Origin of the sequence: Peptoniphilus faecalis, from assembly GCF_012976305.1 — a bacterium.
Lineage (GTDB): Bacteria > Bacillota > Clostridia > Tissierellales > Peptoniphilaceae > Peptoniphilus_A > Peptoniphilus_A faecalis.
In genome coordinates, this window is record NZ_JABDSR010000003.1 from 107,330 (window position 1) to 126,742 (window position 19,413).

Here is a 19,413-nt window from a genome sequence, read left to right on the forward strand (position 1 = left end):
CCCTTATTTTCTTCTCAATATATCTAGCAAGGCTTCTCTAGGTTCTTTATGCTCCATTTTCTTTCTAGTGTCTATTAGCGTTGAAATAGCATCAGCAGATGTGTTTTCTTGTTCATTTTTGTTTTTGTCTAAATTTTTTGCATATTCATCGACAAGTAATTCTAATTTATTAACAAATTCTACATCGTCTAAAATACCAAGCTCTTCCACGCTTTCCTTGACTTCGCCATATTTAGAAAGTTTTTCAAGTCTTTGTTGTCCCTTTTCTTTTATCGCATAGTCCTTTGCTATCTTTTTGTATTTAGAAAGCTCTTTTGTCAAGTTATCTTTTTCTTTTTTAGCTTCGATAAGTTCCAATTTCACATCAATGAGAGCTTCTTTTTCTTTGATTTTTTCATCAGCATCATCTTTTTTTACTTCTGATGTGCTATCAGAGTTATTTGCATTTTTTTCAGTTACATCTGCACCCTCATCTTCTGCTACCATAAAGGACTTGGATTTATCCCAAGCTGGATTTGCCACCATAGCCAGTCCAGTAAAATTATTGTCAAAACATCTTCTGTCGCCATTCTTCAATACTTCTATCTTCCTTTCTGCTTCTATTGAGAATTTAAGTTCACCCTCTTTATCGAGTTCAACTAACTTTTCAGCTATTTCAGGATAATATTTTTTCCACATAATAGCTTGCACTTCTGCCTTATATTCATCATTTTCACCATCAACAATATTGGCGTTGTGAACATAACCTATATTCATAACATTTTTGTCAAAGGTATTGTTCATTCTGTTATAGCCATGACCCGTAGGCTTGCCTTTCCACAAAACCCTTAGAGGTTTACCAATCATAGTAGTAATATCCTTTTTAGCATCATCTTTAAAAATAACAGCTCCGTTGGCATTAGTTCCACTGTGAAAAGCAACACCCTCGATAACTAATAAATCATTAGCATCGTAACCTGCAAGTTCAAGGTCATGATTTTTCTTAATTTTAAATTTCACATTATCACCTCTAAAAATAGGGTAGGGAGTTTCAGCTCCCAATTGCTAAAGCATATAAATATACTCTAGTTGAGTTTTAAACTACACCCTTACTGTTTAGCAACTCTCGGTTGTTCATTATTTGATTGATTTTTGTCGGATTTTCTTTCAGATAGGTTTTTTTCTGGTCTGCCAACTTCTTTTAGAGCACTCCCTTGAAAAGGTTGATCTCTTAAAGAAAAGACATCATTATCATTGGAATTATTTTCTTCAATTCTTTCAAGCTTCATGTAATCATAATCGTAGCCGTGTTCTTCAAATAACACTCTATATGGCAGTCCTGCGTGTTCAAATAACCATTGAACCAAGTTAAGTCTTGCATTCTCATCAATGACGATATCATTAAAAGAAACCTTTGGCGTCTTGTCAGCATTAATATTATTTCTTTCCAATTCTCGCCTTATCATATCTTCGATGATAGGCGGTAGGAAAGACCTAATAGACTCAATAGTTCTAATTAGACCAGTAATATTAAGCATTCCCTCGCTGTAATTTCCGCCACCCTCTCCACGTAGAAGTGTTAAAGAAACACCAAGAGTTGACAATAAATCCTTATCAATCTCTAAAAACTTTGTTTCGCCAAAAATTTGAGAATCAGGACTAACCCATTCTAAACTAACAAAGTAGGGAGTTGTAACTCGCACAGAACCAGTCTTTCCAGTAAATAAATCAGAATAAAATAAGACATCTTGTTGGCTTGGCACATGATCCTTATCTCCAACTTTAATATGTAATATTTGATCAATAATTCCACTAGCAGTAGAGCGTTCAGCTTCCTTTAAAAGATTTTTTCTCGACAAGTCGTCAAAAGCAGGCACTAAAAAAGATACACCATAACGGTCATATCTACTAGAGTTCATCTTACAAAAATAAGACTTATTCAAATCAAAGGGTATTTTAGCCATGTTTTGTTTTATTCCCCTTTGTATCTCATCTGGATAAGCTTTTTCCATTAATTTAGCATCATAAACATCATCTTCTATTTCAAATCCTATCTTGGAGTTGTCAAAATAAACTTGCTGTTTGCCATTTACTATTACATTGGAAACCTCAATTAAATCGAGAGGATATATATCAATATATTCGCCATCTCTGTCGTAACAAAAACAATTTCCAGTCATTGCCATTTCAAAGACAAAATCTTTACAAAACTTGTCAATATCTACTCTTTTCAAAAAGCTATCTACAATAGACTTGACTTTACCTTTGCCCTTATCATAATCTAAATGAAGCTTTGTAATAGAATAATCTCGAATAATATTGACAGTCCTCATAATTAGACCCTCGCTAATATAATAATACTTAGCAAGAGCTGCCAATTGACTAATGTACTCTTGTGGATTTTGAGCATACTTTTGTAAATCATATCCCTTAGGTTCGCCATTAATATTGAACTTTTGACTAAAGAAACGACTATATGTAGATTGCTTACTTTGTCCCAATTCTAAATTTTTCTCATCACTCAATAAAAATCCCTCCTTCCTATTGCACCTATTGTTATTACATTATTTGTATCTCTAAACATATTCTTTTCTATATTGTCAGCTCCCAACAAAGCTAGTCCAGTGGCAGTCCATCTATCCTTTCTACCCTCACTTATTCCACCGCTTGGGACATCAAATGTCAAGAAATTGCCTCTAGGTTTGGCTTCTATACTCATTATTTCCCTACGAGTTTTCATAGCTTCTTCTAACACCATTACTTCCTCTACTGTTGGATTCGTTACATCATCTAAAGCTTCCTGAGAATACATTCTAAACAATCTTTTTTGAGTATTTTGTTTTACTGACATACCTAATTGATGATTAAAATCTAAAGAAAACTTATGACCATGTATAATAAAATTACCATCTAGAATATTCTTTTTATGCTCCTCGTTGTTTACATCACATAAAGGCGGTTCAATTTCATTAGTGATAGGATCTATACTTGATTTAGCCAATTCATCTAACAAACCTAAACCAAGACCCGTTGTATCCATGTGGATTTCATCGCAAGGGAACTTGTTTAATATCTTTCTAATTGCAGTAGCTTGTTCATTAAAAGTCTTGCCATTTAAAGTTTTTTGGTACACTAAATGTTTTTCTAAAACTTGTTTCTTTTTATATGGCACTAGTTTAAGAATAACAATAGCTGTATTGTCGTTCCCAGCAGTACGAGCAACATCAAGACCCATGATATACTGATAATTTTCATCAAAACTTAAATCCATTTTCATTAAATTAGAACAAGCAATTAAGTCCATTGGATTTATCCAATTGTCGTCTGATAAATCTGGGAAAGTAGCATCGTACTCCATGTCAAAATCAAGTTTAGAATAAGTTCTCTTAGCTTCTTCAATAACAGACTCATTATATAGACCAACATCAAGACCGACCTTATAATCTAAACAAGAAGCATAATGCTTATCAGAACCACGAGCTATTTGTTTTATAGTGTCCTTAAAAAATTCATAAAGATGATTAAACTTAAAAAAAGCAGAAGATATAGCAATGAATTTCATGTCAAAAAATTCCTCATCTTCGTGAGCATCTACTTTATAATCAAGTTTTGCTACCATCATAGGTTTAATAACACTTTGAACAATATTCGGATTCATTTGAGCATACTCATCAGCAATGATAATTGAGAATCTACCACCACGAATTTTGCTACCTGAATTACCAATGGGAATAGCTATAATTTGACTATTATTAGCAAACTTTCTTATTATTTGGTCTGTACCATTTTTATAATCTACGATTTCTTGTCTTAGAGCATCTGACCTAATACATAAGTCATTATCAATTTTATCTTCAACAAGCATCTTAGATTGTCTAAAAGAGGGAGCAATAACACCAATCCTTAAATTAGGGTAAAGTATAGCCATGCAACATACATAAAGAGCACTTAGCCATGTCTTGCCAAGTCCTCTAGACCACACTAATACAATAAAATTATATTTAGCCATAGCTCTTAGAGATACTTTCTGATATAAATTAAGAGGTATATTAAGATATTCCTCACAAAATATATCAATATGATTGCGATAATACTCAATCTCTTTAGTTAATAACTTCTTCTTTAAATCATAAATTTCTCTTGAAGTCATTCCAATAGTTCTGTCTGTAATCTCAACCACTGAAAGACCTCCTTATAGCATTGATATTATCTTCCAAAATAAAATCTATTTGATCTTTAGTGTATTCTTTAGGTTTTAAATTCACATCTCCTGACTTAACTAACTTGTCAACCCATATAGCAAACAGATTTTCTTTATCGCTATTATCCTGATTAAACTTCTTTAACACCTTTAACCCATCAAGAGATGCCATATAAGAATCTCTAACAGTTTTCATCTCTCTAGGATCTATATTTCCCGATTTAATTCTCTCTCTATTCATTTTCCTTAAAACTAATTCATCAGATATGGCAGTGATAACTAAATACTCATCACTAGCAGAATTGAGTTCATACTCGCCATAATAAGATTTAATTCTTGCAATAATAAATTTAATAGAATCTTCATCGTAGAGTTCCACAAAGTACATATTCAAAAGTCTTAATATGAATTGACCTTGTGTTGAATTAACATCATCAATATAATCTTCAAAGTGCAACACTTCTTTTTTAGGTTTATTGTTTTTAACTTCTTTTTTAAATTCTTCTAATTTTTCACTTGGAGTTATTTGTCCCTGCTTCTTCAATAGAATATCTTGTGCTATTTTCTTAAATCTAGGTTCATTAATAAACTCAAAATACACTCTTGAAGTGGAAACTCTCTTTTTCTTTTTAGGAGAAAGCTTATTGTATTCAGCTATCTTTTCATTTCTAACTCTAGTTTCTTCTTCTGCTATTTCCCAGCATTCCTCAACAAAGGGTAATTCTTCTGGTGTATTTTCTAAATAATTAATAATACCTTTTTTAGAATTAATATTAAGAGGTCTTGACATCTACATCACTTCCAGTGTGAATAAATTTAGTACCAGAATTGTAAATATCTACTTTATCCTTATGAAATACAAATAGTCCATAACCATTAGTTTGCGGAGTATAATTCACATTTCCTCTATTGGCATAGTCCATTTGTTCGCACAAACAACCTAATTCACACAAAAGAGTATTAGCATGAATAAAAGTACCAGCTTTATGAGTATGACCAATAGCAAGAGCATTAAAGCTTATGCCTTGATTTTTAAAATAATCATAAGTAGAAACACAAGTCCTCATAGGTATCTTTGAAAAGCTTGTAGGGTGTGCCAATACTAAATCTTTATAAATGTAGTACCATGAATCAACAACTTTATAAGTATGGGGAAGAGGTTCAACAACTTTTTTAATATTTCGACAATCCCTATAAACAAAACCAGTTTTCAAGATAGATAGAACATCATCAGACACAAAAGGAGAAAATTCGCTTTGAAATTTAGTTAAATATTTTTTAAATCTAAACTCATGATTACCTCTAAACAATATCTTTTTTGTATTGGGAGTTAATACATCTATTTTTTTTAACAATGAAGATGCAATTTTCAACTCCTCATATAAAGGTATGTGCATCTCTTTAGGAAAAGATGAAACGCTAAAACAATCTAGGATATCTCCAGCAAAGACAATTAACTTAACATTAGAATTATCTTTAACTATATTCAAAATATCTTCTTCTTTATGAAAGGGAATATGTAAGTCAGATAGAACTAATACCCTTTCAATATCTTTAATCTCATCAATCTGACTTTCGATATCTTTAATTACATTACCTACCAATTAATCACTCACTTTCTTATAATTCCTTTGTTGACATTGATATATTTTTCTTTTCTCTTGTTCATCTTCACTTGAACTTTTTCTATGTATTTATCGTCAACAGAAATTCTTAATACTGATTGTCTTAAATATGTAGAATTGGGGACAATATCATTTTCCATTAGTCTAATCAATAACATACAAGTTGTAAATTTTTTAAAATGACCATGATTTGCATAATTACCATGATTATTACATAATATGAAGCCATCTCTATTTTTCTTAACTGTGTACTTATCATCACTATAAACTGTATAAGCCATATCTACCTACTTGTAAAAATGGAATAAAGGCACTTCCTTTTGTTTGATGACTGATTCTCTGCCTTTTCTTATAATCTCACTATCCTTATATAGAGCTTTACCATTTTCTTGATAAGTTTTATAAGTACATAAATAATAAGCAAACTTATCTAGCACTCTATAAATTTTCTTATCGTGCACATCATCTTTTTCATAATTTAATTTGAACTTATCCTCATAATCACTTAACAAACAATTTATAAGTGATAATCTTTCTTCTAAATCATATGTAGTAGGTAAGTCAAACACTAAATTACTATCATAATAAACTTTCATTTCTCATCACCACCAATTAAAAATTGTTGAACTCTTTTAGTGATTTTCTTAATAATGAAGTCAGCATTGGAACGAGTGAAATTATATTTTTTACCAATTTGAACTAAAGACATACCGAACATATAATCTTTTAGTACATTTCTATCTTGCTTGGATAATTCAATGCTATCAAGAGCAATACTCAAATCAATGAGCATAACTTGAAGTTCTAAATTGTATATTCTTGTTATATGTTCTAGTAAAATATAATAATTACATATGAGATGTCGAATTTTCTTCAAACTATAATAGAAATCATCATAATTGACATTCTCAACACTACTAGATAATTCATAATATCCTCTACCAGTAATGTTGAAAGACTTATCTTGATACTTTTTTTTGTAACTATGTTTTTCTAATTTAATCTTTGGTGATGCTCCTTTCTAATATATTTTTAATATTTTTGTATGTACGATTGATTTACTTTTATTGGGATTGGGGGTTTCACCCCCAACGCCCCCAGCAGGGGGTTACCCCCTGCACCCCCGCAAACCACAAACTATCTAAGCAGGATACATAAAGGATCACAAACTATTCTTTATTTTTCTCTTGACTTTTCTTTTTATGATCTCTTCTCTCACGAGGCTTGTATACCCCCCCCCTGCCAGTCCAAAATAAATAAAGATACTTATTTTTTCATGGCAGGGCAGAATAAATCTGGGTACAATATATACCAATGTTCTTCAAGCTCTAAAGAGCTAAGTCGTCTAGGTCTAGTATTATCAACTGGCATTTCAGCCTTGAACATTCCCCCTAGAGCCGAAGCTCACTAGGACAGGGAGGGTTAAAAAATCAAACAATCACTACTAGAATTTATACTCATCATGCTACACTATTACAGTTCCTCACAAAACGAGTATCACTGGCTTTAACCCATTAGTCGAGTTGGTAAGACTCGCTCGTTATTTTTTTATTCCATTATTCGACTCAAGGAATACTTGCGAGGGTGTCAGGAGGTGATATGTCATCTTTAAAACATTAAAGAATAATATATGGCTAATAACTTTTATAGCAAACCTCGCAAGATTTTTTCTTAATTTTGTTGTATAATATATGCACTACCATGCACCTTTATGTATATTCTACAACATATAAAAATAAAATGTTCGACAAAAGTACAATTTCTTTGTGAAAGTTTTGTGAAAATGTTTTCTTCGTTGAAAAATAGGCAAAAATATGTTATAATAAGAATCGCAAAGAGGGGGATTTTGTTATGGCAAACAAAGAAAAAATTATGAATAGATATAATCATTCACTAATACAAAAACTTTTTGAGGAGATGAAAGACACTTGCTCAAAGGACACATATAAAGTATATGAAACTCCAATTAGAAACTTTTTTTTCGATTTTTTGGATTTAGATTTTGTAACAGTGAGAGACATAAAAGCAGTTACCACATCACAAGTAAATGAGTGGATTTATCAATTAAAACAAGAGGGGAATAAAAACTCCACAGTCAACAGAATGGTCAGTAGCTTATTTTGGTTCTATAAGAACTTACTACAAAAAGACAACCCAATAGTGGAGAATAACCCTTTTAGTACAGATATGGGTGCAAATAGATTAAAAGCAAGTAAAGTAGCAAAAGGAGTAAGAATATCAGATGAAAAGCTAAAAGAAATAAATACCTATTTTGCCAATGATAGATCTTGGATAGGGGAGAGGAACTACATTATGTTTCTAATATTCATAACAACGGGAATGAGAAAGAGCGAAGTGCGTAACATTAAAATTGGAGATTTTTACGACTATGGCGAAAAATTCGCAGTATCCTTTGTAGGTAAGGGGGATAAGTTCAATGTAGCAGAGATACCACAAGGAATAAAACACATTCTGCACTCCTTTATCGTCAGAAGTGATTGGAGTTACGATTTAAGAGGACAATATATTTTTGTAGCAGATCCAAAATCAAATGTAGCAATATCAGGTAGACAATTAAATTATATCTTTGACGATGCCTATAAAGCAGTTGGTTTGCCAAGCACATTAAGAATACACGATTTAAGACACACATATATCACCAAGTCATTAGAAATGGGACTAGACATATATGATGTTTCCAAAAGAGTAGGACACGCCAATATAGACACAACTAGAAGATACGACCATTCCTTTAGAATTTTTAACGACAATCCAGCAGAGGACTTTTTCAGCCAGCTAACGGAAAAATCACAACAAAATTATCCATTATTAAAAATAGTATAAGGAGAGCAAATGGGAAGAGAAGAAAGAGAAGAACAATTTTTAGAAAATTACGAAAACACATTAGAAGAATTAGCAAACACTTTTTTTGTTAAAAATGAAAGATACGGGAATAGCTTTACAGACACCATAGAAGATTACGGGCTAGTCGCATCAATAGTAAGGCTTACAGATAAATTTAACAGAATGACAACATTATATAAAAATAAAGAACTTGATTGTGATGACGAACCTATAATAGACACAATGTTAGATATGGCAAATTATCTCATCATGACAGTAGCCTATTTAAAAAATTCCAATGGCACTTTAAAATTAGAAGAACAATAAACAAGAGCATCTCCAAAAGAAAAAAAGGTAAACACAATGATAACACAATACAAATTTTCAGAAGATGAAGAAATGCAGTCCATTGGAAGAGAATTATTTAAAAATGGAAATCACATAGCAGAATCTCGCAATCCTTATGGTAGGAGAGTATTATCCTTTCTAGTAATCGAAGAGGGGATATATAGAGTAAAAAACGAGCAACTAATGCCAAAGAACGCAAGCATAGTAGTGTATCCAGAATTTGACGAAGCAAAGGAATGTTATAATATAATAATAACTATAAGTGTGTTCACACCATTAAGACATCAAAGTTATGATTATATCCTATGTGGAGAAACTAAAAAACAAAAACTAGAACAAAATCATATATTGAAAGCACTGTTAGATAAAAGAACTGTAATGGAAATATGGTTTAGAGGATCACATTCAACCCTATCTAATTGGATCGCCCCAGTGAACAACACAGACATATTCCATGAAGAACTACTGAAAAAGATAATCAAATGGAATAATCTGGACAATAAAAAATGCTCCCTATGTGGCAAAGAAATAAATAAAGCCAATAAAAGCGGAATCTGTGGAGATTGTCATTCAAAACAAGTCATAACAAAAAATCGTAAAAAATAACACCTTAATCACAAGGTGTTATTTTTTTAATGCTATATAATTTAATAGGTTAGTATTTGTTGTGTATTATTTATTAAAATTGTAATTATTTGCTATATCTTGCTTTAACTCTTTGTCGTATTCCTCTAATAGTTTTTGCACATCAGGAGCTATAGTGAGGTTAGTATATGCATTGAGGTCACGCACAATATCTGCATCGTATTGTATAAGAATACGTTTGTGAGATTCTATCTGAGGCTTGTATTCATCAGTGCTATCTACACACCATATTTCTATTTTTCTCCTCACTAGATTTCTCCCTTTTATGATACGGCGTAAAAAATCATTATTTCGCATATCATATTTCCCACTTATATAACTATCTCTAATTTTATTATATTGTCTGGAATGTGCATTAAAATCTTCTCTTGTCGAACTATTTTTAAGCTTTTCGTATGCCTTGTGTAATTCGTCACGTTGTTTTTGCGTGAATTGTAATAGGTTGTCGTCATATTCTACTTTATCTTTTAATTTATCTATACGAGCATCTGTATCTAGTTTGTCGATTTTTTCTTCTATCGTGTCCCCGTATTTGGCAGATTGTTGCTTTTTTTGCAATTGAATAAAATCTTGTCGTGTTTGTTCCGTATTAAATTTCAAGATAGACAGTTGTTCCAAATCGACATCAATCTCTTGAAGTGAGCGTTTAGCATTATTCATATAAAATTTTATTTGGCTATCTTCCATAAAATTTTCGTTATTTTTTTCTTTATTAAGAGTAGGCTTGATGATTGGCTTTGTTTCGTTTTTTTTGTGTTGTATTTTTACTTGGAGTTGTTTCCTTATCTCTATATACATATATTATTTGAGGTTCTCTAATGATTTTTGTTTCAACTATTGGTTTAGAAGTAATTGGTGTAAATGTATTATTTAAAGTTGGAATTTTCTTTTTATTGTTGTTAGTATCTTTAGTATTCACAATACTAGCAACTTTTTTAGATTCTTTCTTGTCAATTTTAACAGTCCTGGTGTTATTATCCCAATTAACATTATTATCAAAGTTTTCAGCAATGAATCTCAAAGGAACAAAAGTCCTTTCATCTTTAATCACTGGAGCAACATCAATAACACTCTTATTGCCATTAACATTGACATTCTTATCTCCAATAATTAACTCAATAGATTTATCACTGTTTTTAACAACAACCTTTCTATTTTGATTATTCCAATCAACATGATATCCCAAGTTTTCTGATATAACCCTAATAGGAACTAAAGTCCTATCATTATCAATAAAAGGAGCAACATCAGAAACAACTTCTTTTCCGTTAATTTCAATTTTAATATCATCTTTACTTTGAGCATCTACAACATTGCCAACAATAACACAAGACAACAGAACAGCCATAGAAGCCTTTTTAAAATTCTTCATAAAAAATATCCTCCTCAAAAATTCATCAAATAACCTTAAATAATAAATAAAAATCAAAAAAAAGATAAAAACAATTCTAAATTCCTAGACCAAATATATGTATTAAAAATAAAAACGCAACGTAGGGGTATTGTAGGCTCTTAGAATTGATTTCAGTAATCACATCTATTTTTAATCTTTAATCTTCTTGAAGTTCAAACCTTTAAAACTCCCACAAATAAAACCCTTTAAAAATACATAAAAATGTTTTTTAAAGAATCACAATATCATCAATGGGAAATAATTATCAAATTTAGCATTATTATATCAGATAATTGTATCAATCTAAATCATATTAGCACAAAATTTTATAATATAATTAATATTAGTATCATAAATTTTTTTACAAAATATACTCTAATTATATAGCCAGCATCTTATTTACTCCAGACATCTTGTACTATTTTAAACATTATATTCTATGTGCCAATATCTCAATCCTTTAAATGCCTTGTTTGCTATACATATTCCAATCATTACAGTTATCTTGTTTTAGTGTCAATATTTTAATCATTACGCATAGTTTGTTTATTACAAACATCTCATTTACTATACACGTCTTTTGAACATACACATCTTATTCACTTATATATCTCATTCACTTATATATCTCATTCACTGTAAAAATTATCCCCCTTATATAAACATATTCCATAGAAAAACCTCAAATATACTATATTCTATTATGATTATATACAATATATACCACATAGAAGTTGTTTAAAATACCCCTAAATTAAGTTTTAAATAAATAATAGATCAATAGTATTAATAAATAAAAAATAAAGCACAATTATAGATAATTCAATACAAAACACATCAAACATAAAAAAATACCTCATAGCATTTGTGTTACCCATAAACATACGTATCAAATAAAACTTTATGTAACACAATTTCAGTAATATGAGGTTAAATTTATTAGTTTTATTTAATTGAGTTGAACTAAAAAAATAGGTGCAAATACACCTACTTTGTCAACAGTCTGAATTTATTAAATGAAATGAATTATTGAAAAATAAAGACAATAAATTTATTAAAGAACAAATTGATTTAAAAAAAATTTATTACAAATTTATATTTAAATAATAAATTTATTTAATTGAGTAACCCCACCAATTTTCATAACACAAACAATTGTGTTTTTTAGTAAATACCCCCCTTAAATAAAATACGCTACAAACTTTGTAAAATACATAGTTGTAATATCTTTAAAAAATTGTACTTTTTATAATACTTCTATTGGGTAAAATAATCATTTCATAAAATCAATATTTTGTGAAACGCTAGACCCGTTGCAATTACTGGCTTGTAGAGGTTTTTGCGAACCATTATTATTTATTTATATTTATTATTTACTATTACTCATTATCATTATTGTTTATATTTATCACGATTTATCATTATTATTTACAAAAACTTATAAAATAAACATTTTAATTATGATCATTATTGTTTATTATCGCTCTTGGTCAAATGGTCGGAGTTTATTCTAATAGATCTAAATAAAAATAATTTTTCTTAGTCAGGTATATTTAAAAATATCCTCATTATCATTATTTGTTATCGTTATTATTTACTAATACTAACTATTATTATTTACATTCTATGTAACAATATTTACACTGTATTTATTATTAAACAATCTAACAATTACAATACTATAATATTAATAATATATCTATGATATAAATTTGTATGGTAGATATTAAACTAACGAACATAATACATTTAATGATAGATTAAATAATAGCCTTGTGATATTGTATAATACACCATAAAAAGAATTATTCATTGTAATTACTTCTATATAAAGGGAAATAAAAGAACAATAATAACTAATAAAAAAATAGATTGCAATAACATTATTATAAGCTTAATAATTATAACTATTAAACTTGTGAAGTTATTACAATCTATTTTTTAAAACTCTAAACAATTTAAACTCTATCTAATATAATTATAGTAAAATTATAAAAACAATGCAACAATAAAACTGTTAAAGTTAGTAAATAACTATATTATACGACATTATAAAAAAATAAAAAAAAGTTGTTGACAGTTTAAAAACTACGATGGTACAATATAGGCAAGTTAAAAGCTTATATTTAACTTTGTTGTTCAAATCTAAAAAAAAGACTTGACACAATAGAAAACAGTTGATAAAATATAAGCAAGAAAACAAAAAAATATTTTTTTAAAGTATAAGTTAAGCATAACGCTTAACAATATCTTTTAAAGATTGTTAAGAAAATTAGTTAAAAACGGATTACCTTGTTAAGTTGCCGTACAGTTTTTAAAAGATATTAAGAGCAATACAATTTGACTTATACAAATAAAAAATATTTAATTGAATTCATTGGTGGTAAAACAGCGACTTGAAGTATCCACCTTGAACCTTGACAATTAAAAAAATTTAACCTCACTTAATTATTAATGAACCAGAACTTGAACTAATTAATAATTAAGGGTAGAAAACTATAATCTTATATTTTTGGCTTGGATTAGCCTCACATGGGAATGTGATAGCATAGAGGATATAAGAAAAGGTAGGTTAGCTTGAACAATAGCACGTTCAAGTAATGGATGGCGTGAAAGTCGTTATAATCTCGGCAGTAATTGATACCCGCAGCTGAACTGAGACTTCCATTTTAACACTCAAAAAAAAATCAAATTAATTTGATTTTATATTAATACTTGATATTAATATAATGAGTATTGATATAAGGTTAAAAAATTAAAAAAAGAGGTGGCGTATTATAAAAAAATAAATACATTCATATTTTATGGTATAATCAACTATAAGAGGTTGATTATATGATAAATAATAAAAAGGTTTATAAGGTTGTAGACTATCTTACACCTGCTGAAGTCTGCAAGGCTATCGGCATAAGTGAGAAGTCCACGCCTTTGATTACCCGTTGGATAAACAACGGGAAAATTAGGGGGCATAAAAGATTTGGAAGAAACAAAGCTATACCCGTAAATTGGGTAAAATCAGAGTGCCAATCTAGAGGCATAGATTGGCAAGGTGTAGAGTTAGAAGATAATGAAATAGGTGTAAGTCTTGATGGCTATATAGATCTAAAAGCATACGCCAGCAATAGCAATAAAACATACGACCAATTGTATAAAGATATAGTAAATGGTAAAATAAAAAACTATATTCGATTCGGGAACGCTTTTGGGCTACCTAAAGAATAAAAGGTAGTCTTTTTTTTACTCTCATAGTTAAGCTAAACGCTTAACTATACATAACAAAATCAGGAGGTATAAATATATGTATAACAATATCATAGGCACAAATTATGACGCCAATTTAAAAATAAAAGATATAGCGAAAAAAGTTAAAAGCTATATCAAAGATACTTATGGAGTTAAAAATTCTGTACGAAGTGAATATGATACAATCTTTATCATGTTAAAGTTAGATAATAGTTTTAAAGCGACATCAAGAGAGGAGTTACCTAATAACAAGCGTTCTTTTATAGTAGAACATATCTCTAGAAAACTTGATGACGTCAATATAACTGTTGATATATTTAACAGTTATTTAAAAGACCATGTATATATCAACAAAAAAGGTCAAGATATGATCGAAGATATAGAAACATACATGAATAGCTTTAATTATGATAAATCAGATGTTATGACGGACTATTTTGACTATAAATTTTGTGGTTCTGTTGATTATGAGTGGATAGAATAAAATATCCACTTGTAATTATAACGCTTGTTTAAATTAAAATAAGGGGGTATAATTAAAATATGTATAGTATCGAAATTAGTAAACAAGCAATAAAAAATCTAAAAAAATTAGATAATAGGTATAAAAATACAATACTTGAAGCTATTAGGAGTTTACCTAATGGCGATGTTAAAAAACTTCAAGGACTACCTCAATATAGATTGAGAGTAGGTGTATATAGAATAATATACACAAAAGAAAAAGATAGTATTAAAATTATAAATATATTACCACGAGGAGAGGCTTATAAAAAATAGGAGGCAAATATGGACACTTTTACAAAAGATATGGCAGAATTAACAGTAGAAGAACAAAAGCTTGTGCTAACATTTTTACAAGATATGAGAATAAGTTATGATCCAGAGTGGATCACAGTAACAAATGAAGAAGCGAAAGAATTACAACAAATAGAAGAACAAGGGGAGTTTATTAGTCTTGATGAAGCAATAAAGGAGTTGGGATTGTGAATAAAACTATAGTAAAAGCTTATGATATTTTTAAAATACTACCAGATGAAGCACAAAAAAGAGTTTTAGATTATATAAAGGCTCTGAAATTGACATCACAACAAAAAAACAAAGATAAAATAAAATAAAATAAACAGACTTAAAGAAGTTATCAAAAAAAGATAACTTCTTTTTTTATATTCAAAAAAGCGTGAAATGTTTAAAAAGGAGAAAATAAAATGAAAAAAATAGAAGATAAACAAATTGTACAAGTCTTAAAAGAGTCAATTAAACCTTTTAAACAATACAACAACAAAATAAATTATAGAAGAATTTCAAGATTTTGCCAAGATAACACGATAATAAGAATTGTAAAAGCCAACATTGATGTATTTAACAACTATGGAATTAAGATAGGTACAGATGGGACTATTTCTCGAGGAAGAAGCTATGCAAATTTAATTGAAAAATTAAACAAGCTATTTGATGAAAATGTAGAGATAGCAAAAACTGTATATTACAGTAACATTGATCATTATTACGAGTATTGTCGCTATTCACTACCATATGATGATAATTCAAATGTTGCATTATCCAGTGAGGAGCTAACAGATATTGTTATCATTGAAATGTTAAAATTAGACAGCATTCAAATCATAGATGTATTTGACTATGTTTATAACAAATTAAACGAACTAGAGAAAACAGGAACAGGAGAAGAAAAAGGGTTAAGAGTGCAGTTTTTAAATGATATTCTTCAAGACAATTGCCAAAGTTATTATTTAGGAAAATATTTGGAGAAAGTGGACAAAATGTTCAAAAGTTTAACTATGGACTATAAATATATTGGATATTTTAGTTATAGAATAGTTGGGAATATGATAACTTCGCAGTTTATTCCAGCCTGCCTTATCAATGGCAATAAAGATGATGAGAGGGCAATATGGCTCAAAGCGTCATTAGATGAATTTGAAGAAAAGATAATAAATAATAGTTCAAATAAAATTTTGAGAGATTATTTCAAATATCAAATTAAATAATTGCTATAAAAGGAGAATAAATCACGAGAAGATGGAGGGATATAAATGAGATTTCAAAAAGATGATTTTTTAGAATATTATAAAGAGAATTTTAGCGTAGATAATTTTTATATCCAGCTAATAGCTTCAGTAATTGATTATGGTGAAGAACACCATAACACCACTAAAAAACAAATTGTATATTTTATTTATGATATTTTATCCAATGTAGAGGGTACTCTAGATATCAAAGAAGTCGAACAATTTTATTATTAAATTTTTTAACTTTTGCCAAAGGATTCTGCAAGTTTGACAGAATTCTTTTTAAATTGGCAAAAGAAAATAAAAAGCACTCATCTTATTAGGCTTTTTATCGCTAAACACTATGTTTTGTTTTTGCCTATTAAGATACTTATTATTTACAAGAGAGAAAACAAATAAAGAACAAAAAGGAGAAATGATTATGAATATAAAAAAATATAGTCTTAGGTTAGTTAAAGAAGATGAAGAAGAATATATAAAAGATATATTTGTAAAGACTTCACAAGCAGCAGCAAAGATTTTAAATAAGTTGTTTGAACTAGATTCAAGACCAAGTGAATTGTTTGTCATGCTTGCCCTAGATGTAAAAAAGAAAATTATAGGTGCTTTTATAGTAAGTCAGGGAGTTATTGATGGAACTTTGTCAGATCCAAGGGAAGTTTTTTCAAGAGCATTGCTTATTAATGCACATACAATAATTCTTGCACATAATCACCCAAGTGGAGACGCAAATCCTTCTTATGAAGATATAAAAATGGCTAGAAGAATGAAAGAAGCAGGCGAAATTTTAAATTTAAATGTCATTGATAATTTAGTAATTTGTGATGAAAATAATTATACTAGCATTTATAAAGAGTGTGGTTTATAAATAAAATTGGTAACAAAAAATTAATTGAGATTAATTATAATGATTTATTAAATTGTAAAATATGAAAAGAGGTTAAAGCCTCTTTTTTTAAATATGCAGAATATAAAAGATAAATACATTTTTACATTTGAGTTATATAAACTATATACCACGAGAGCGAACTTAATATATTAGTTTTGCTTATTAAGATACTTATTATTTACAAGAGAGATTATAAAAAAATAAAAGGAGAATTGATTATGATAAATTTAAAAGAAAAATATATAAAGCAATTGGACAGAGCCTTATTATTGGTAAGAAACAGGACATCAGAAATAACAACATATGAGATAAATGTCGAATTGTGGGATATAATGTTAAAATGCAACATTGGGTTTGAACAAACCTGCGAAGAAGAAATGAAAAGCATGTTAGACACAATTTTAGACGATATTCAAACGTATGAAGGCATAGTTTGGGACTATGCTACGCAAAAGTATTTTGAGTATAATTTTTATAACGGAACGAGAACATATTCAACAGAAGCATCAAAACAAAATTTATGCCTCTGGCAATATGAAGATAGTAATTTGTATTGTAATGTATTAAAGTACCTTGAAGATGCTATATCAATATCTTATAATGTCGAACAAAAAGAACTCTTTTATGTACGAGAGGGGGTTCAAATATTATTAATGGACATACTAGACACTTTAAATATCGATAGCGGCAATATAATTTCTCCTACAACTGTAAAAGTAATATTAGACTTTTTGAAAGATTAGTGAAAATGATATAAAATAAAATTAAGTAATTAAAGGGGGTGTAAAATGCAAGATAGATATAATATGACACAAAAAGAAAATCTATATCTTGCAAAAAGAAATATTGTAGATTCTATCTGGAGAAGTGCTAACCTAGAGGGTATTAATATCACTTTTCCAGATACTTATGATATAGTTAATAAGCTAAAAGTTAAAAATGCAGATATTTCAGAAATTAACACAATACTGAACTTAAAACATGGTTGGCAGGAAGTATTTGCAAGTTATGATGAAGATTTAACGCTTGACTATATTTGCAACATTCATAAAGAGGTTGCAAAAGATGAAGCTTTAGAGTGGGGCAAGTTAAGAACTGGAAAGGTAGGTATAAGCGGAACAAATTATATTCCACCAATACCAGACGAAAAGGAAATAACAAAGAAATTGAAAGAGTTAAAAAAGATAGAGCCTAATACATTGAGATCAATAAAAATCATGCTTTATCTTATGAAAGCTCAATTATTTTGGGATGGCAATAAAAGAACAGCAATGTTAATAGCAAATAAGGAGATGATTCAAAAAGGCAATGGAATAATATCTATATCAGTAGATAAAATTAATGAATTTAATACACTCTTAAATAGATATTATTCATATGATGAAGAAGAAAATTTAATCAATTTTATTTACAATTATGCAATAAGTGGAATTGATAAATAATAAAAAATATAAGTTGTAAAGGTCATTGCAAAAGCAATGGCTTTTTTTAATGCAAAAAAACATATTAAGGAGATGTTAAATGAAAAATCATAATATTACATTAGAAAAATTAGTGCGAGAATATGAAAGGCGAGGAAGTGATTATTTTAAAAAAGATACATTAAAGTTTTATGGTGAGAAATTAAAGGAGATGAAGATAAAAGATGAAATAAGAGAAATAAGGGACAGAAAAGGAAATTTACACAAATGTATTGTATTACAAAAAATCAGTACGGGAATGTTTGGCGATAAATACCTTGATTATGATTATTTTGATATGGATACATTGGATAGAATGAGTGATTTAATACCAGAGGCAGAATACATTGTTTAAAAAATGAAAGGAGTAAAAAATGGAATATAAGAATTTTAAAAAAGAAATTAACAAAATGGGATTGGAATCAACAATAGATGAAAATTGTGTTTGTATTTTTAATGATAGGCTTGTTTGTTCAATTAGTGAAAAAATAGTAGGAGTGTTAAGCACAGAATATGAAAACTTTTATAGTTTACCCGTATCAATACGTAAACAGTTAATTGATACAGCCTATGTATACGCAATAACAGATCTTAATTTAAGACATATTAAAAGATTTTGTTTATAACACAAATATTTAACTAATAATGCAGGATACGCTTTTTTAAATGTTAGTGAAGATTATAAAAAATGCTCATTAGGATCAAACAGAGAATACAAAAATAAAAGAAACAAGGTGTTTTTTACTGGCAATGAAA

Annotated in this window: 25 protein-coding genes; 15 read left to right on the top strand and 10 right to left on the bottom strand. The window is 28.9% G+C overall.

Going from position 1 to position 19,413, the window contains the following annotated elements; all coding sequences use genetic code 11:
• Positions 1-3: 3 nt before the first annotated feature.
• The 8 genes from HKO22_RS02880 to HKO22_RS02915 all read right to left on the bottom strand — a co-directional run bounded on the left by HKO22_RS02880 (position 4) and on the right by HKO22_RS02915 (position 6,682).
• Positions 4-999: a hypothetical protein gene (locus HKO22_RS02880; RefSeq protein WP_169968403.1), complete on the bottom strand. Its 996-nt coding sequence runs from the start codon at positions 997-999 to the stop codon at positions 4-6.
• Positions 1,000-1,088: 89 nt separating this feature from the next.
• Positions 1,089-2,504: a hypothetical protein gene (locus HKO22_RS02885; RefSeq protein ID WP_169968405.1), complete on the bottom strand. Its 1,416-nt coding sequence runs from the start codon at positions 2,502-2,504 to the stop codon at positions 1,089-1,091.
• Positions 2,501-4,159: a terminase large subunit domain-containing protein gene (locus HKO22_RS02890; protein ID WP_169968407.1), complete on the bottom strand. Its 1,659-nt coding sequence runs from the start codon at positions 4,157-4,159 to the stop codon at positions 2,501-2,503. The genes HKO22_RS02885 and HKO22_RS02890 overlap by 4 nt, the downstream gene beginning before the upstream one ends.
• The gene (locus HKO22_RS02895) at positions 4,152-4,970 is read right to left on the bottom strand and encodes a hypothetical protein (RefSeq protein ID WP_169968409.1); all 819 of its coding nucleotides are present in this window, start codon (positions 4,968-4,970) and stop codon (positions 4,152-4,154) included. The genes HKO22_RS02890 and HKO22_RS02895 overlap by 8 nt, the downstream gene beginning before the upstream one ends.
• Positions 4,954-5,784 (bottom strand): metallophosphoesterase, encoded by an 831-nt coding sequence (locus HKO22_RS02900; RefSeq protein ID WP_169968411.1) that lies wholly within the window; start codon positions 5,782-5,784, stop codon positions 4,954-4,956. The genes HKO22_RS02895 and HKO22_RS02900 overlap by 17 nt, the downstream gene beginning before the upstream one ends.
• An 8-nt stretch (positions 5,785-5,792) precedes the next feature.
• A complete protein-coding gene (locus HKO22_RS02905) occupies positions 5,793-6,086 on the bottom strand; it encodes a hypothetical protein (RefSeq protein WP_169968413.1) in 294 nt (97 codons plus the stop codon).
• A 6-nt stretch (positions 6,087-6,092) separates the two neighbouring features.
• Entirely contained in the window at positions 6,093-6,401 is a 309-nt protein-coding gene (locus tag HKO22_RS02910; RefSeq protein ID WP_169968415.1) for a hypothetical protein, read from the bottom strand.
• Complete coding sequence (locus HKO22_RS02915; RefSeq protein ID WP_169968416.1) at positions 6,398-6,682, bottom strand: hypothetical protein; 285 nt, start codon at positions 6,680-6,682, stop codon at positions 6,398-6,400. Before HKO22_RS02915 ends, HKO22_RS02910 begins: the two co-directional genes overlap by 4 nt.
• Positions 6,683-7,656: 974 nt before the next feature.
• Here HKO22_RS02915 and HKO22_RS02920 point away from each other — a divergent pair.
• The 3 genes from HKO22_RS02920 to HKO22_RS02930 are packed head-to-tail and all read left to right on the top strand — an operon-like array spanning position 7,657 to position 9,603.
• Positions 7,657-8,649, top strand: a complete 993-nt coding sequence (locus HKO22_RS02920) for a tyrosine-type recombinase/integrase (protein WP_169968418.1) — start codon at positions 7,657-7,659, stop codon at positions 8,647-8,649.
• Positions 8,650-8,658: 9 nt separating this feature from the next.
• Positions 8,659-8,976 (top strand): nucleotide modification associated domain-containing protein, encoded by a 318-nt coding sequence (locus HKO22_RS02925; protein ID WP_169968419.1) that lies wholly within the window; start codon positions 8,659-8,661, stop codon positions 8,974-8,976.
• 36 nt (positions 8,977-9,012) lie between these two features.
• Positions 9,013-9,603 (top strand): hypothetical protein, encoded by a 591-nt coding sequence (locus tag HKO22_RS02930; protein ID WP_169968421.1) that lies wholly within the window; start codon positions 9,013-9,015, stop codon positions 9,601-9,603.
• 66 nt (positions 9,604-9,669) lie between these two features.
• Here HKO22_RS02930 and HKO22_RS02935 read toward each other — a convergent pair whose 3' ends face one another.
• Together HKO22_RS02935 and HKO22_RS02940 are read right to left on the bottom strand one after the other, a co-directional pair.
• The gene (locus tag HKO22_RS02935; protein ID WP_169968422.1) at positions 9,670-10,440 is read right to left on the bottom strand and encodes a hypothetical protein; all 771 of its coding nucleotides are present in this window, start codon (positions 10,438-10,440) and stop codon (positions 9,670-9,672) included.
• Entirely contained in the window at positions 10,355-11,014 is a 660-nt protein-coding gene (locus tag HKO22_RS02940; protein ID WP_169968424.1) for a copper amine oxidase N-terminal domain-containing protein, read from the bottom strand. Before HKO22_RS02940 ends, HKO22_RS02935 begins: the two co-directional genes overlap by 86 nt.
• 2,856 nt (positions 11,015-13,870) lie before the next feature.
• Between HKO22_RS02940 and HKO22_RS02945 the strand changes: the two genes are divergently transcribed.
• From HKO22_RS02945 to HKO22_RS02995, 12 genes are all read left to right on the top strand, one after another.
• On the top strand, positions 13,871-14,257 hold the full coding sequence (locus tag HKO22_RS02945) for a helix-turn-helix domain-containing protein (protein WP_169968425.1): 387 nt from the start codon (positions 13,871-13,873) through the stop codon (positions 14,255-14,257).
• Between the two features lie 76 nt (positions 14,258-14,333).
• The gene (locus tag HKO22_RS02950; protein ID WP_169968427.1) at positions 14,334-14,762 is read left to right on the top strand and encodes a hypothetical protein; all 429 of its coding nucleotides are present in this window, start codon (positions 14,334-14,336) and stop codon (positions 14,760-14,762) included.
• A 59-nt stretch (positions 14,763-14,821) separates the two neighbouring features.
• The gene (locus tag HKO22_RS02955; RefSeq protein WP_169968428.1) at positions 14,822-15,058 is read left to right on the top strand and encodes a type II toxin-antitoxin system RelE family toxin; all 237 of its coding nucleotides are present in this window, start codon (positions 14,822-14,824) and stop codon (positions 15,056-15,058) included.
• Positions 15,059-15,067: 9 nt separating this feature from the next.
• A complete protein-coding gene (locus HKO22_RS02960; protein WP_169968430.1) occupies positions 15,068-15,268 on the top strand; it encodes a hypothetical protein in 201 nt (66 codons plus the stop codon).
• A complete protein-coding gene (locus tag HKO22_RS10960; protein WP_268935702.1) occupies positions 15,265-15,396 on the top strand; it encodes a hypothetical protein in 132 nt (43 codons plus the stop codon). Before HKO22_RS02960 ends, HKO22_RS10960 begins: the two co-directional genes overlap by 4 nt.
• Before the next feature lie 90 nt (positions 15,397-15,486).
• A complete protein-coding gene (locus HKO22_RS02965; RefSeq protein ID WP_169968431.1) occupies positions 15,487-16,287 on the top strand; it encodes a hypothetical protein in 801 nt (266 codons plus the stop codon).
• Positions 16,288-16,332: 45 nt separating this feature from the next.
• Positions 16,333-16,542 (top strand): hypothetical protein, encoded by a 210-nt coding sequence (locus HKO22_RS02970; RefSeq protein WP_169968433.1) that lies wholly within the window; start codon positions 16,333-16,335, stop codon positions 16,540-16,542.
• A gap of 187 nt (positions 16,543-16,729) precedes the next feature.
• Positions 16,730-17,176 (top strand): JAB domain-containing protein, encoded by a 447-nt coding sequence (locus HKO22_RS02975; RefSeq protein ID WP_169968435.1) that lies wholly within the window; start codon positions 16,730-16,732, stop codon positions 17,174-17,176.
• A 353-nt stretch (positions 17,177-17,529) separates the two neighbouring features.
• Complete coding sequence (locus tag HKO22_RS02980; RefSeq protein ID WP_169968436.1) at positions 17,530-17,940, top strand: hypothetical protein; 411 nt, start codon at positions 17,530-17,532, stop codon at positions 17,938-17,940.
• A 45-nt stretch (positions 17,941-17,985) separates the two neighbouring features.
• Positions 17,986-18,639, top strand: a complete 654-nt coding sequence (locus HKO22_RS02985) for a Fic family protein (protein ID WP_169968438.1) — start codon at positions 17,986-17,988, stop codon at positions 18,637-18,639.
• Positions 18,640-18,718: 79 nt separating this feature from the next.
• Positions 18,719-19,012 carry a hypothetical protein gene (locus HKO22_RS02990; RefSeq protein WP_169968439.1) on the top strand — a complete coding sequence of 98 codons (294 nt, stop codon included), beginning with the start codon at positions 18,719-18,721 and terminating at the stop codon, positions 19,010-19,012.
• A 19-nt stretch (positions 19,013-19,031) separates the two neighbouring features.
• A complete protein-coding gene (locus HKO22_RS02995; protein WP_169968441.1) occupies positions 19,032-19,283 on the top strand; it encodes a hypothetical protein in 252 nt (83 codons plus the stop codon).
• Positions 19,284-19,413 lie beyond the last annotated feature (130 nt).

What these genes read in the sequence shown, in the direction of transcription:
- HKO22_RS02995 (WP_169968441.1), top strand. Translation starts at nt 19,032, where the DNA reads ATGGAATATAAGAATTTTAAAAAAGAAATTAACAAAATGGGATTGGAA.
- HKO22_RS02905 (WP_169968413.1), bottom strand. Translation starts at nt 6,086, where the DNA reads ATGGCTTATACAGTTTATAGTGATGATAAGTACACAGTTAAGAAAAAT.
- HKO22_RS02935 (WP_169968422.1), bottom strand. Translation starts at nt 10,440, where the DNA reads ATGTATATAGAGATAAGGAAACAACTCCAAGTAAAAATACAACACAAA.
- HKO22_RS02940 (WP_169968424.1), bottom strand. Translation starts at nt 11,014, where the DNA reads ATGAAGAATTTTAAAAAGGCTTCTATGGCTGTTCTGTTGTCTTGTGTT.
- HKO22_RS02960 (WP_169968430.1), top strand. Translation starts at nt 15,068, where the DNA reads ATGGACACTTTTACAAAAGATATGGCAGAATTAACAGTAGAAGAACAA.
- HKO22_RS02970 (WP_169968433.1), top strand. Translation starts at nt 16,333, where the DNA reads ATGAGATTTCAAAAAGATGATTTTTTAGAATATTATAAAGAGAATTTT.
- HKO22_RS02930 (WP_169968421.1), top strand. Translation starts at nt 9,013, where the DNA reads ATGATAACACAATACAAATTTTCAGAAGATGAAGAAATGCAGTCCATT.
- HKO22_RS02950 (WP_169968427.1), top strand. Translation starts at nt 14,334, where the DNA reads ATGTATAACAATATCATAGGCACAAATTATGACGCCAATTTAAAAATA.
- HKO22_RS02980 (WP_169968436.1), top strand. Translation starts at nt 17,530, where the DNA reads ATGTTAAAATGCAACATTGGGTTTGAACAAACCTGCGAAGAAGAAATG.
- HKO22_RS02910 (WP_169968415.1), bottom strand. Translation starts at nt 6,401, where the DNA reads ATGAAAGTTTATTATGATAGTAATTTAGTGTTTGACTTACCTACTACA.
- HKO22_RS02925 (WP_169968419.1), top strand. Translation starts at nt 8,659, where the DNA reads ATGGGAAGAGAAGAAAGAGAAGAACAATTTTTAGAAAATTACGAAAAC.
- HKO22_RS02975 (WP_169968435.1), top strand. Translation starts at nt 16,730, where the DNA reads ATGAATATAAAAAAATATAGTCTTAGGTTAGTTAAAGAAGATGAAGAA.
- HKO22_RS02895 (WP_169968409.1), bottom strand. Translation starts at nt 4,970, where the DNA reads ATGTCAAGACCTCTTAATATTAATTCTAAAAAAGGTATTATTAATTAT.
- HKO22_RS02965 (WP_169968431.1), top strand. Translation starts at nt 15,487, where the DNA reads ATGAAAAAAATAGAAGATAAACAAATTGTACAAGTCTTAAAAGAGTCA.
- HKO22_RS02945 (WP_169968425.1), top strand. Translation starts at nt 13,871, where the DNA reads ATGATAAATAATAAAAAGGTTTATAAGGTTGTAGACTATCTTACACCT.
- HKO22_RS02990 (WP_169968439.1), top strand. Translation starts at nt 18,719, where the DNA reads ATGAAAAATCATAATATTACATTAGAAAAATTAGTGCGAGAATATGAA.
- HKO22_RS02920 (WP_169968418.1), top strand. Translation starts at nt 7,657, where the DNA reads ATGGCAAACAAAGAAAAAATTATGAATAGATATAATCATTCACTAATA.
- HKO22_RS02955 (WP_169968428.1), top strand. Translation starts at nt 14,822, where the DNA reads ATGTATAGTATCGAAATTAGTAAACAAGCAATAAAAAATCTAAAAAAA.
- HKO22_RS02985 (WP_169968438.1), top strand. Translation starts at nt 17,986, where the DNA reads ATGCAAGATAGATATAATATGACACAAAAAGAAAATCTATATCTTGCA.